The sequence below is a fragment of the [Bacillus] enclensis genome, assembly GCF_001456935.1.
Taxonomy (GTDB): Bacteria; Bacillota; Bacilli; order Bacillales; family Bacillaceae_B; genus Rossellomorea; species Rossellomorea enclensis.
Genome location: NZ_KQ758483.1, coordinates 277,183 through 290,994 on the forward strand (window position 1 = coordinate 277,183; position 13,812 = coordinate 290,994).

Genomic DNA, 13,812 nt, shown 5'->3' on the forward strand with positions numbered 1-13,812 from the left:
CAAAACACTTACATGATTGAAATCCTGAACTTGGGGAAAATAGTAGTATCCTTTGTGAAGGAGAATAGAATGATGAAGCTATTGCATTACCCAAAAGAGGTGCTGGTACGCTTCTTTAGAGAGCGTTTCTTTGATCAATCAGCCCAGCTGGCTTACTATTTGCTATTATCTATTTTTCCATTTTTAATTTTTGTGTTTTCGTTAATCAGTTATCTGCCTATATCTGAGACGAACGTACTGCTTTTAATCAAGCCGTTCGCACCGGAGAAATCGTATGCTATCATTCAGGACAATATTGAACGGATCCTCTATAATCAGAGGGGTGACGTGTTATCGATTTCGATCCTTTTCACTTTCTGGCTGGCTTCCATGGCCGTCCAGTCCATGGTCCGGTCATTAAATCAGGCGTATAAGATAGAGAGAACGAAACCTTTCCTCGTCGCTTTACTTTACGATTTATTTTTGACGATGGGATTCATGGTTCTAATTGCTTTTTCCCTGGTCGTCCCGGTCGTTGAAGAATACATACGGCATGCCAGGTTTGTAAGCGGAAAGCTTGAAGGGGAATGGAGCGAAGCATGGGTGATCGGAAAATGGGGTTTGAGCTCGATTTTTATGCTTGTCCTTTTCATTTTTCTTTATCTGGTGGTACCCAGCAGGAGAATTTCGTTTTTACATGTACTTCCGGGAGCCCTTTTGGCCACTTTTGGATGGCAGGGGGTATCATGGTTATATGGGACATACGTAAAACTGAACGATTATACTCAATTTTACGGTCAGCTTGGGAGTGTGATCACGTTAGTGGTTTGGTTTTACATTTCGTCCGCAATCTTATTGATTGGCGGACTATTGAATGGCAGTATCGCTGAAAGAAGCGGCATAAATAAATGACCTGGAGATTCCGATCTCCAGGTCATTCCTTTTAGCGCACAGTGTTTTCTTCTCTCATCATGGAAACTAGTTTTTTTGAAATAGCCAGAAGGATCAGTCCCAATATGATTGCAACTGCACCGATAGTAGCGAAGATTTCCAGATAGCCGAGAGTCGCTGTTAAGGATGCAAGTTGTCCGGCCAGCAGGCTTGCCACCCCGATTGCGGCCATCCATACTCCCATCAAGAGGGAAGCGATTTTTACCGGGGCGACCTTGCTTACCAGTGAAAGTCCCACCGGTGACAGGAACAGCTCCCCCAGTGTATGAAATAAATAGGTAAAAATAATGAACATGATATTAGCACGGCTGACGATGTTTTGTTCGTCGGACCCTGTCTGCATGACTGCAGGTATCAGAATCATGAACCCAAGTCCAAGAAGAATCATCCCAAAGCCCATCTTCGTGGTCATGTTCAGGTCCCCGCGTTTTGATTGGGAAAGCCTTAACCATACCCCGGAAAGGATGGGCGCAAGAATGATGATGAACAACGGGTTGACTGACTGAAACCATGCCACCGGAATTGTATAGCCGAAAATCTCCCGGTCGATGAAGTTTTTTGTATATAGCGTGAATGAACTTCCTGCCTGCTCAAATCCAGCCCAGAAGAAGACGACGAAACATGCGAGTATCAAAATGGCCCTGGTTCGCTGCTTTTCTTTAACAGACAAGGGGGCATCGTGAATTTCGTTCGACTCTTCTGCCAACTGTTTATTCGGTTTCAATCCGATTGATCCAAGATATCTTTTACTTAGCAGGCTGAAGATCAATTGCCCTGTAATCATCCCCAGTGATGAAGCCAGGAATGCCCATTTAAAACCGTAATGCATCGTCCCGTCATTAAGAGGCCTCAAAAACAGGTCTTCAGCAAGGTAACCGGCAATCAACGGGGCAAAGAAAGCGCCCAGGTTTATTCCCATATAAAATATGGTAAATGCAGCATCTTTCCGCTTGTCATGCCTCGGATATAATTCTCCTACAAGGGTCGAGATATTGGGTTTGAAGAAGCCGTTCCCGAGTACCAGCAGTGCGAGCCCAACATATAGCCCAGTCTGCGAGTGGGTGAGGAATATGGTAAAGTCCCCGCAAGCCATTGTAATCCCGCCAATTGTGATGGCTCTCCTTAATCCGATATATCTATCTGTCAGCCAACCGCCCAAAATCGGGGTGAAATAAACCGATCCAGTGTAAATCCCGTATATGGACAGAGCCTGAGCGGGCTCGACGCCAAGTCCGCCGCTTACAAATGCCGTTGTCAGATAGAGGACCAGCAATGCCCTCATACCATAATAGCTGTATCTTTCCCAAAGTTCCGTAAAGAACAGCAGATATAATCCCTTGGGATGTTTCCTGCCTTGCGGCAAAGAATCAAGCGCTGAAGAATTCATCACAATTCACTCCAATCCTTAAAATACAAAATCCTAAATTATATCGTTTGTCTTTCTCAGTCAAAATATGTTCGGGACGGAACGTTTTTTTATATCCAGGCTCTTTTCGCATTGTTGCTTTACACATAAGAAAATACCGGAACTTGGGTATTTTCGGGTTTTCTGCCCGTCTCTTATTGAAGCTTGATATCGAAAAGAGCACGTCCACAATCTATATACAGGCTGGAAGCCTATTTACGGAAGGCAACAATCTTTTAGAAACCAGCCTACATCAATGAGCATTATTTGTAGAAAAGTCAGAAAAGACGATATAATGGTATAAGGTAAAACCTGTAATCATTAAGGGGGAATCAGAATGAATACATATCCGGATACGAAGAAAACGATCGAGTTAATCAAAAAATTGGTTGAAATCCCGAGCCCGTCAGGCAATACGGATAAAATCATGAATTTCGTGGAAGAACATCTTTCCGGCTTGGACATCGAAATGAAAAGGAACCGTAAAGGTGCACTCATCATTAGAATCCCGGGAGAAAATACAGAAAGCCACCGCATGCTGACTGCCCACGTTGATGCACTCGGTGCGATGGTAAAGGAAATCAAAAATGACGGCCGGCTCCGTCTTTCAATGATCGGCGGATTCAGGTGGAATGCGGTCGAAGGAGAATACTGCCAGATTGAAACATCGAGCGGTAAGACATACAGCGGGACGATCCTTATGCATCAAACATCCGTCCATGTGTACAAAAATGCAGGAGAAGCAAAACGCGATGAAACGAATATCGAGGTCCGCATCGATGAAAAAGTCCGAAATGCCAATGAAGTAAGGGAGCTGGGCATAGAAGTGGGAGACTTTGTTTCATTTGATCCAAGGGCTGAAATAACAGACAGCGGCTTTATTAAATCACGTCATCTCGATGATAAAGCAAGTGTCGGCATGCTGCTGCAGCTGATCAGGCAAATCATGAGTCAGGGAATAACGCTGCCGTATACAACCCATTTCCTTATTTCAAATAATGAAGAAATCGGATATGGGGGGAATTCAAACATTCCTCCGGAAACGATTGAATATCTAGCAGTCGATATGGGGGCAATCGGGGATGGACAATCCACCGATGAATATACAGTGTCGATCTGTGCAAAGGATTCAAGCGGCCCATATCATTATGGATTAAGAAAGCATCTCGTGCAGCTGGCAGAGGAAAATGGCATTGATTATAAACTGGATATCTATCCTTACTATGGTTCGGATGCATCTGCTGCAATCAGGGCAGGCTTTGATATCGTGCACGGCCTCATCGGAGCCGGAATCGATGCCTCCCATGCCTATGAGCGCACTCACGAATCATCCATCCTTCACACCGAAAACCTTCTGTGGCACTACGTACAGTCTAAAATGGTCTTTGAATAATTCGTTACAGGCCAAGCCTTCCTAAAGCATTCATTTGCACAGGAAGGCTTTTTGATTGTGATACTTAAAGAACTCACTAAGCAATAGAACTCTTTCCAGCTGTTTGATTGGAGTGCAAGACGTAGACTCCTGCGGGAAGAGTAGCTTATTAGAAAAGCGGAAGGGCTTCGCTCAGAGGCGGGGGGCATGAGACGAATTGGCCACGAAGGCGTTCTTTGCCTTCTTGGCCGGTTTGGCTTATGACCTGTGCCTCTAAGCCCTGCAGCTAGACATGTGAGACCCCGGAGGCGAAGCCGAGGAGGCTCACAGGCTACCCGCGGAAAGCGAAGTCTTGCACGGAAATCAAACAGCGGTATTAAAGCGGATTTTGTTTTAACCCTGACTACAAAGGGAAGAACTGAAATGGGTGTGAAAATGAACAGCAGTCAATTTAGGAGGTATTTCTCTTATCAAAGTCAGAATGATAAGGTAAAATAAATACAATATTATATTTTGAACAATTGTGAGGGAACAAACAATGAATACATACAACCTTTTAGAGAGCATCAAATTAAAAACTGTATATGGAGAATTGCCATCAGAAGTCAAAGACATTTATGTCGACTCCAGAAAAGTGACGGCAGGAAGCGTATTTGTCTGCACAAGGGGCTACACCGTAGACGGTCATGATTTTGCCGGGAAAGCAGTGGAAAGCGGAGCAAAACTGATCATCGCCGAAAAGCAGCTTGATATCGATCTGGAAAAAGCTGCACTTGTCGTGGTGAAAGATTCCTTCAAGGCTTTGGCGCACATAGCGAATAAATACTATGATTATCCTTCGAAAAAATTAAATGTCTTTGGGGTAACCGGTACAAACGGGAAAACGACTGTTACGAATCTGATTTACTCAATCTTGAAGAGGGATCATCAAAAGGCCGCACTCTCCGGCACGATCGGGTTTAATTTGGACGGTGAATTATTGCCCAGCGAGAATACGACATGCGACAATCTCACGAATCAACAAATGTTGGACACGGCAGCCCGAAAGGATATCCAGAACTTCATTCTTGAAGTTTCCTCGCACGGGTTGAGTCTTGGGAGATTATGGGGGATAGACTTTGATATTGTAGCATTTACGAACCTGAGCCATGACCATCTCGATTACCATGAAACAATGGAGCATTACGGTTATGCGAAAGGTTTATTATTTTCACAGCTGGGCAACGACATTGAGAACCCTAAACATGTGGTATTAAATGCCGACGATGAATGGTTTGAGCGCTACAGCTATATGACGCCTCATGAAGTGATCAGTTACGGCCTGGAAGCAAACGCAGATTTCAGGGCAGAGGGCATCACGTATGATAACGACAAGACAACCTTTACCCTGCACTCCCCTGATGGTTCTTTTGATGTGGAAATGAAGCTTCTTGGTAAATTCAATGTCTATAATATCCTTACGGCAATGGCTTGTCTGTATGCCCATGGAATGGAAGTGGAAAAATTGATCGGCATCATCAGGGAATTGCCGCCTGTAAGCGGAAGAATGGAAAAAGTGGAGGTGGAAGCACCGTTATCGGTATATATCGATTATGCACACACCCCTGATGCAATTGAGAAAGCGATTGAATCAGTGCTCCCATTCAAGCAGAATAAAATCATTTTCCTCGTGGGTACGGGAGGGAACCGCGATAAGTCCAAACGGCCTACGATGGCAGAGAAAGCTTCGATGGCAGACTATGTCATCCTGACCACGGATGATCCACGCTACGAAGAATACGATAGTATTCTGGGAGATCTGGAAAAAGGAATGCAGCATGACCAATATGCCTTGATTGGTGATCGGGCGGAAGCCGTCAAGCATGCAATAGAAGTAAGTGAACCGGGGGATATCATCATCTTCGCAGGGAAAGGGCATGAGGATTATCAAATTGTTGAGAACACAAAATATCCTCATAGCGATAAAAATATCGCAATCGGGCAAAGCAAAATAAAATACGCATCGGCACAATAAGTCTGCATGATAAAAGGAACCAGCTTTTGGTTCCTTTTATTTGTTTTTCATAGACGGACCAGCCAGTTTTTGCTACATTTAAAGTATTACTAAATCTGGAAAAGAGAATGAAAAAAATGAAACTATCATTGTATTTGAATGATTATGAAACGGAAAAATTATTTTCGTACCTGAGATGGCTGTTCCTCCTGGTTTCAGTCATGATTTTCTATGTCCCGCCGTTTTCAATAAACATTCCCTCAAAAACAGAGCTGTTTCCTTACCTGCTGACAGCAGGCTGTATTTATATGCTTGTAACGCAGATCGCTCTTTATCGGATGAGGGATAATAAAAAGAATCTTCACTATGTTTTAAAAGCCGGCATCCTGTTTGATTACATTGCCCTTATTTGGCTGATGGCATTGTCAGGGGGAGTACATAGTCCGTTATATCCGATTTCAATTTTATTTGTCCTTCATGCCACCATTTACTGGAGGACAAAAGGGGCTTTCATCTCACTTTTATCATTCAATGCTGCATACATTGCCATGGGCTATATGACAGTTGACTTAAGCCTTTTTGAGCATTATTTCACGGTGATGATGAATGTTTTTTTCCTCTGCATCATCGGCGTGTTCGGTGCATTGATCATGCTGAGGGAACGCTCCCATTTTGTGCAGAAAGAAACTTATCATTTTCTGATGCATCAGGACTATTTGTCGGGGTTATTCAATCACCGTTCCTTTCAGGAAAAGCTGAGGGAAAATGCAGCATCCGGAAAGTCATTCAGTTTACTTCTCGGAGATATTGATGATTTTAAGAAAGTGAATGATGAGTATGGACATCAAAAAGGGGACGAAGTGATCAAAGAAGTCGGTGATATATTGCGTGCTTTCTCATCCGATCATAAAGGGCAGGCATTCCGGTACGGCGGTGAAGAATTTGCATTGCTGTTACCACGTTTTGAAGAAGAACATCTGACCAGCTTCCTTGATAAATTATACGAGGAATTGAGAAATGCACGCTCGCTTCCGATTTCAATGAGTTTCGGCCAGGCGGGTTCTTTTGAGGAAAACGAACCCGGTAAACTTCTTTCGCTTGCAGACAAGCGGCTGTATAAAGCAAAGCAGTCCGGGAAGAAAAGGGTGTGCCTGGAAGGCGGAGAAATGTATTCCGGTGATTTGGACCATGTCATAAAAGAGGCAAAATAAAAGAGAAGGCAGATTGCCTTCTCTTTTATTTTAATACCTATTTTCTTATTAAATGAACATACCTGCAATCGCAGCACTCAATAATGATGCAAGGGCACCGGCGATTACCGCTTTAATTCCAAGACGTGCAATGTCGCCTCTGCGGTTTGGAGCAAGTTTACCAAGCCCCCCAAGCAAGATTCCCAATGAAGAAATGTTAGCGAATCCGCAAAGAGCGAATGAGATGATCGCAACTGTCTTGTCAGAAAGATCGTCAATTTGAGGAGCAAAAGCAGAGTATGCAACAAATTCGTTGATGACAAGCTTTTGACCGATAAAGTTACCGGCAGTAACTGCTTCACTCCAAGGGACACCGATTGCAAAGGCAAGCGGTGAGAACACGTAACCAAGGATCAATTCGATTGATAAGTTATCAGCACCGAACCAGCCGCCGATACCGCCAAGGATTCCATTAATCAGTGCGACCAATGCGATGAACGCAAGTAACATTGCACCGATGTTCAGTGCAAGAGTAAGTCCGACACTGGCACCGTTTGCTGCCGCATCAATGACGTTTGTAGACTCGGAATCCGCTTCCATATCGAATTCTGCGGGTTCAGGCGTATCATCCGTTTCTGGCACAAATAATTTTGCCATGACCAATCCGGCAGGCGCCGCCATGAAACTTGCTGCAAGCAGGAACTCAAGCGGTACACCGAGAAGTGAATAACCAATTAAAACGGAACCGGCAACAGATGCCAATCCTCCGGTCATGACCGCGAATAATTCTGATTCAGTCATCCTGGAAAGATACGGACGAACGACCAATGGTGCTTCAGTTTGACCAACAAAAATGTTTGCTGCAGCGGACATGGACTCGGCTTTTCTCGTGCCGAGAAGCTTTGATAGTCCGCCTCCCAAAATTTTAATGAAGAACTGCATCACTTTTAAATAGTAAAGTACAGAAATTAATGCTGAGAAGAAAATAACTACAGGAAGAACATTAAACGCAAAGACGAATGCGATATTTGACTTCTCTGAATACAATCCTCCGAACAGGAACTCTATCCCTTCGTTCGAATAGTTAATGATTTGATTGACTCCCATTGTCAGCCATTCTAAGCTATTTTGCCCCCAAGATGTTTTAAGGACGAGGAAAGCGAATAATAATTGAATCGCAAGTCCCCCAAGGACCGTCCTGAAATTGATTTTCTTTTTATTGGAAGAAAACAGGAAAGCGATTCCAAGTACGACCAAAATTCCAACAATACCCCATAAATACTGCATTCTTTTCACCTCATAATAATTAAGTAACAAACTTGATGCTTTCGGTTTTTTATTTTACAATTCTTTCAGAAGTCTGACAACCTACAATTACACGTTTTTTTCTAAGATGTACGGACAAGTTCCAAATTAGTATGCGCTATTACAGCGTTTTCATGAAAGGGGATACAAAAATGAAAATAAGAAAAAATTTTATGGAAGGTCTGGAACAAAAAGTATTTATACATGAAAATAAGAAAGAAGAACTGTTTTTGATTGCGATTCCCAGCATCGAATGGTCTTATTTATTTACATATGAAGATGATGATATTCAGGAGAACATATTTCAATCATTGAAAAGGAGAGTTTCTGAGGAAAAAGCAGGGGTGATCGCCAGTCGGATATTGCAGTGGACGAGGGAGATGTGACTTGGGAATCACCCAGAAACGAAGGCAGCTGTTAATTCGTTATGGGGATGTGCTGTCCGGAATTCGGGGATTTCGACATTATCTTTAATACGTTTTTGTGTTGAAGGTCATATTGGGTTAAATATGACCTTTTTTTGTGGTTTTTTAAAAAAACCTTTGAGAATATGGTTCTAATCATCATTTATGGGATTATTCCAAGCCAGTCCAGGGAGGATTTCAGTGATAACGGGGCCGCAGTCTCCTTAATTGTACCCTTAAATAAAATAATTGCGCCCCTTACAAAGGTAATTGCGCCCTTAGCAGATTAATTGCGCCACAAATCATCTTAATTGCGCCACTCGTCAAATAAATCTCTATGCATTAGGTGAAACTGCCATTTACAGTCTGCACGATCCCTTACATGATCATCTAATAGACTCACGTCTCTGCCCCGGCCGTCTCCACTTTAGTATGATTCAGCTCCGGCAGCTAGAGGACACATTACTTAAGCCAAATCGGCCAAGAAGGCAAAGACCGCCTTCCCGTCTAATTCGTCTTAAGCCCCATGCCACTGCACATGCGTACTCCTCTTAAAGTATTGATTTCTGTATGAACAAAGAATATGATGGGAAGGGAAGAATGTCGAGAAAGGATTTTATGAATGAAAAAAGACTTTAAAGATGAGGTCCAGTCAAGACGGACCTTTGCTATCATATCTCACCCTGATGCAGGGAAAACAACGTTGACGGAACAGCTTTTGCTGTTCGGGGGAGCGATCCGTGCCGCCGGGACCGTCAAAGGGAAGAAATCAGGCAAGTTTGCAACATCGGACTGGATGGAAATCGAAAAGCAGAGGGGAATCTCGGTTACCTCCTCTGTAATGGCATTTGATTATGATGACTACCGGGTGAACATCCTGGATACACCCGGGCACCAGGATTTCTCCGAAGATACGTATCGGACATTGATGGCGGTCGACAGTGCAGTGATGATCATCGACTCCGCCAAAGGGATAGAAGCCCAGACCCTTAAGCTGTTCAAAGTCTGCCGTATGAGAGGGATTCCGATCTTCACCTTCATTAACAAGCTCGATCGTCAGGGACGTGAACCGCTTGAATTATTGGAAGAGCTCGAAGAAGTACTTGGAATCCAATCGTATCCTATGAACTGGCCGATCGGTATGGGGAAAGAGTTTCTTGGGATTTACGACCGTTTCCACAACCGGATTGAACAATTCCGTGTTGAAGACGAGGACCGCTTCATTCCTCTTAATGATGAAGGGGAAATCGCCGGTGAACACTCCCTAAAGGATAATAACCTTTATAATCAAACATTGGAAGATGTACTTCTCCTCAATGAGGCAGGAAACGACTTTTCCCGGGAGCAGATTGCGAGCGGTGAGCTTTCGCCTGTGTTCTTTGGAAGCGCACTGACGAACTTTGGGGTTCAGACTTTCCTTGAGACGTATCTACAATTTGCACCGTCGCCTCAGCCCAGAAATTCGGACATTGGGGAAGTGGATCCCGTGAATGAAGAGTTCTCAGGGTTCATCTTTAAGATCCAGGCTAATATGAATCCGGCCCACCGGGATCGAATTGCCTTCCTGCGCATTTGTTCCGGACAGTTTGAAAGAGGGATGTCAGTAAATCTCCCAAGGACCGGGAAAAATATTAAACTGGCTCAATCAACGCAGTTTCTTGCCGACGACCGCAGTACGGTGAATGAAGCAGTCAGCGGGGACATTATCGGAATTTACGATACAGGCACGTATCAAATCGGCGATACCCTTACCGCAGGGAAGAAACCATTCCAGTATGAAAAACTGCCGCAGTTTACACCTGAGCTATTTGTCCGGGTCACCGCAAAAAACGTTATGAAGCAGAAGCACTTCCAAAAAGGGATCCTGCAGCTCGTACAGGAAGGTGCTATCCAATACTATAAAACTAGAACCGAGGATGTCATTCTCGGAGCAGTCGGCCAGCTCCAGTTCGAAGTTTTCGAACACCGGATGAAAAATGAATACAATGTTGACGTCCGAATGGAGCCGATCGGTTCAAAAATCGCCAGATGGATCGAAAATGAGGAAGACGTTAAAGAAACAATGTCCAGCTCAAGAAGTATGCTGGTAAAAGACAGGCACGAAAATCTCGTCTTCTTGTTTGAAAACGACTTTGCCATGAGATGGTTCTCAGATAAGCATCCTGACATAAAGCTATACAGCCTGATGTAATAAAAAATCCTTCAAAGAGAAGTCTTTGAAGGGTTTTTTTTGCTTTCTAAGCTTAATCATTAGTAATGAATAGGTAAAAAGGTCTATGATGGAACCAGGACTATTTTTTTGAAATGGGGTTATCTATTGAATACTGGATGCGCTAATTGCCGTACCACTATGAATTTCTATGAAACTGGTTATCTTTATTTATTTCATGAGGAATGCAATATCAAACCTTTGAGAGAAGCATTACAAAAAGATGATCACACCTATGTTCTCCCATATCATAATATAGAATCACTTTATAAGATTCTTGAGCCATATGCTCATATACTGGTAGAACAAGGATGGACATGCAGTATCTCGAATTCTGATAAACCTGGTGAATATTATTTTGCAGAGGTTTTCCTAAATAAAATGAAATACAGGGACATGATAGAACTGATCCAGAAAGGTGAATTCGTGAGTTACTTGCAGCCGATCATGGAGCTTGAGAAATATGAATTGTATGCGTATGAAAGTCTTCTCCGGAGTGCTGATCCTTCACGAAAGATAAATCCAGGGCAATTGTTCAAAGCTGCTGAATTAACCGGATTTCATTCCATGCTGGATCAGCGTGCAAGGAAGACGGCGATCGAAAGCAGGGTGGGCAATATTGAAAAAGGCGTTAAGAGCTTTATTAATTTTCTGCCATCGACCATATACAATCCTGAGTATTGCCTGAAACATACTTTCCAAATCGTTGATAAATACGGAGTGAACCCGGAGGATTTAGTTTTTGAAGTGGTAGAAACAGAGAAGATCGAGGATGTATCCCATCTGAAGTCCGTATTGGAAGTCTATAAACGTGAAGGAATGAAAGTGGCTCTGGACGATGTGGGGAGCGGGTTTGCCACAATTGAAATGCTCTCACTCCTGCAGCCCGATATTGTCAAAATCGATCGTTCCTATATTTCAGGATGCGACAGGGATACTGATAAACAGCAATTTTTAAAAACAGTCATCCAAACTGCGCGGGAGTTGGGCATCTCCGTACTGGCTGAAGGAATTGAACGAAAAGAAGAGCTGGCATTCTGTAAAGAGGTCGGGGTCAACTATGGTCAGGGCTATCTGATCGGCAAGCCTGCTTTGGTCCCTGAAAAGCCGTTGATTTCCGCATTGTAAGCAATTTTTGTGGAAACTTCACTCCATGTCAATCGAGCATGGAGTTTTTTTATATTATCATATTGACTTCCCTTCACATCATGATAAAATAATAACTATAACCAATTACTTTAGTGCATAAAAGCTTAAAAGCGTTTAAGTGTAAAAATAAATAGTCAATGTCTTGGACAAATCAGTAGGAGCTCTTTTGACAGCAGCCAGAGACTAAGCGGAAGGTGGAAGCTTAGGTCAAAGATGATCTGAATTACAGTGTTCATAAAAGTCGTATCACTTTGACTTTTATAAAGAGGCAGTCTTTACGAAGCGGGAGTTCATGATCTTACTTTGAGATTGAACTCCAACTAGGGTGGTACCGCGGAGAAACTCTTCGTCCCTATATGAGGGATAGAAGGGTTTTTTCTATTTTCTGCACATGCTAAAGCTAACCATGACGACACAAATATAAAAGGAAGTGACAACAAGTGTTAAACATCAAACCTGTACAAAATCCCAGATTAATCGAGGCAATTGCTATTTTAATGATCATACTAGCTATTATCAGTTTCAGCATCATCCGTTTGGAAGCAGTACCGCACATCCCGATCATCATTTCTTTATTCATTCTCATGGTGTACGGGTTCATTCGCGGTTTGAAGTTTAAGGATATTGAAGAAGGGATGATTCTCGGTGCGCAAGGTGGACTGGGAGCCGTATTGTTATTCATTTTCATTGGCCTTCTGATCAGCAGCTGGCTGATCAGCGGAACCATTCCAACCTTGATGTTCCATGGATTTGACCTGGTTTCACCGCAGTTTTTTTACGCGGTCGCTTTCCTGCTGACTTCTTTAAGCGGAGTGATGATCGGCAGCTCTCTGACAACAGCTGCGACCATCGGGGTAGCTCTCATCGGAATTGGTGAAGCGATGGGGTTGTCCATGGCAGTTACTGCAGGGGCAATCGTATCAGGTGCATTTTTCGGGGACAAGATGTCTCCGCTGTCTGATACGACAAACCTTGCATCTTCCATTGTAAAAGTGGATCTGTTTACCCACATCCGAAATATGGCGTGGACGACCATTCCAGCATTCATCATTACCCTTGCCGTGTTTCTATTTTTATCACCGGGGAAGCAGCAGGTTGACTTTGCGGAATTGCAGGCAATCCAAAATGGATTGAGTCAGTCGGGTCTCATTCATTGGTACAGTTTCATCCCTGTCATACTGTTATTGCTGCTTATTGCATTTAAGGTCCCTGCCCTGCTTGCACTTGCGATAAACGTCGCAGTGTCAGTATCCATTTCATTCATTCATTCTTCAATGGGACTCAAAGACATTTTTTCAGTGCTGTTCTCTGGCTTCACATCAAAAACCGGAGTGGAAGCCGTCGATTCGCTGTTGACCCGGGGAGGGGTGGAAAGCATGATGTTCACCATTTCTTTAGTCATTCTTTCGTTGAGTCTGGGAGGTCTGCTATTCAAGCTGGGGATCATTCCTGTCATTCTTTCTAAATTGTCAGGGGTAATCGGATCAGCAAGACGTACCATTTTTGCTGCGGCTCTTTCTGCAATCGGAGTGAATGTGGTCGTTGGTGAACAGTATCTGTCCATTTTGTTGACCGGAGAAGCCTTTCAGAATCAATTCAAGAAACTCGGCCTTCATCCGAAGAATTTATCCAGGACCCTGGAAGATGCCGGGACCGTCGTTAACCCTTTAGTTCCATGGAGTGTGTGTGGAATTTTTCTGACAGATGTCCTTGGTGTATCTACCATTGAATACCTTCCGTTTGCCGTATTCTGCATCGTCTCCCCTCTGATTACCATTCTGTATGGGTTTACGGGGTGGACAATAAAACGGGAAAATACAAAAATAAAACCTGCAACTAACCAATAACGAAAGAA

The 13,812-nt window shown here is 43.5% G+C and carries 10 protein-coding genes; 8 read left to right on the forward strand and 2 right to left on the reverse strand.

From position 1 onward, the window contains the following. Window positions 1–69 precede the first annotated feature (69 nt). Window positions 70–891 (forward strand): YihY/virulence factor BrkB family protein, encoded by an 822-nt coding sequence (locus tag AS034_RS09115; protein WP_244888140.1) that lies wholly within the window; start codon window positions 70–72, stop codon window positions 889–891. A 31-nt stretch (window positions 892–922) separates the two neighbouring features. Here AS034_RS09115 and AS034_RS09120 read toward each other — a convergent pair whose 3' ends face one another. Further along, a complete protein-coding gene (locus tag AS034_RS09120; protein WP_058298282.1) occupies window positions 923–2,317 on the reverse strand; it encodes a peptide MFS transporter in 1,395 nt (464 codons plus the stop codon). Between the two features lie 355 nt (window positions 2,318–2,672). Here AS034_RS09120 and AS034_RS09125 point away from each other — a divergent pair, with 355 nt between their 5' ends. The 3 genes from AS034_RS09125 to AS034_RS09135 all read left to right on the forward strand — a co-directional run bounded on the left by AS034_RS09125 (window position 2,673) and on the right by AS034_RS09135 (window position 6,911). After that, window positions 2,673–3,728 carry a M42 family metallopeptidase gene (locus tag AS034_RS09125; RefSeq protein ID WP_058298283.1) on the forward strand — a complete coding sequence of 352 codons (1,056 nt, stop codon included), beginning with the start codon at window positions 2,673–2,675 and terminating at the stop codon, window positions 3,726–3,728. 517 nt (window positions 3,729–4,245) lie between these two features. Next, entirely contained in the window at window positions 4,246–5,721 is a 1,476-nt protein-coding gene (locus AS034_RS09130; protein ID WP_058298284.1) for a UDP-N-acetylmuramoyl-L-alanyl-D-glutamate--2,6-diaminopimelate ligase, read from the forward strand. Between the two features lie 116 nt (window positions 5,722–5,837). After that, complete coding sequence (locus tag AS034_RS09135; RefSeq protein WP_058298285.1) at window positions 5,838–6,911, forward strand: GGDEF domain-containing protein; 1,074 nt, start codon at window positions 5,838–5,840, stop codon at window positions 6,909–6,911. A gap of 48 nt (window positions 6,912–6,959) precedes the next feature. Here AS034_RS09135 and AS034_RS09140 read toward each other — a convergent pair whose 3' ends face one another. Then, window positions 6,960–8,177, reverse strand: a complete 1,218-nt coding sequence (locus AS034_RS09140; protein WP_058298286.1) for a NupC/NupG family nucleoside CNT transporter — start codon at window positions 8,175–8,177, stop codon at window positions 6,960–6,962. Between the two features lie 170 nt (window positions 8,178–8,347). Here AS034_RS09140 and AS034_RS09145 point away from each other — a divergent pair, with 170 nt between their 5' ends. The 4 genes from AS034_RS09145 to nhaC all read left to right on the forward strand — a co-directional run bounded on the left by AS034_RS09145 (window position 8,348) and on the right by nhaC (window position 13,804). Next, window positions 8,348–8,581, forward strand: a complete 234-nt coding sequence (locus AS034_RS09145; protein ID WP_058298287.1) for a YueH family protein — start codon at window positions 8,348–8,350, stop codon at window positions 8,579–8,581. A 640-nt stretch (window positions 8,582–9,221) separates the two neighbouring features. After that, window positions 9,222–10,790, forward strand: a complete 1,569-nt coding sequence (locus AS034_RS09150; RefSeq protein WP_032089093.1) for a peptide chain release factor 3 — start codon at window positions 9,222–9,224, stop codon at window positions 10,788–10,790. A 126-nt stretch (window positions 10,791–10,916) separates the two neighbouring features. Continuing rightward, window positions 10,917–11,936: an EAL domain-containing protein gene (locus AS034_RS09155; protein ID WP_244888141.1), complete on the forward strand. Its 1,020-nt coding sequence runs from the start codon at window positions 10,917–10,919 to the stop codon at window positions 11,934–11,936. Window positions 11,937–12,397: 461 nt separating this feature from the next. Beyond that, a complete protein-coding gene (gene nhaC / locus AS034_RS09160; RefSeq protein WP_074439987.1) occupies window positions 12,398–13,804 on the forward strand; it encodes a Na+/H+ antiporter NhaC in 1,407 nt (468 codons plus the stop codon). The last annotated feature ends 8 nt before the right edge of the window (window positions 13,805–13,812 follow it).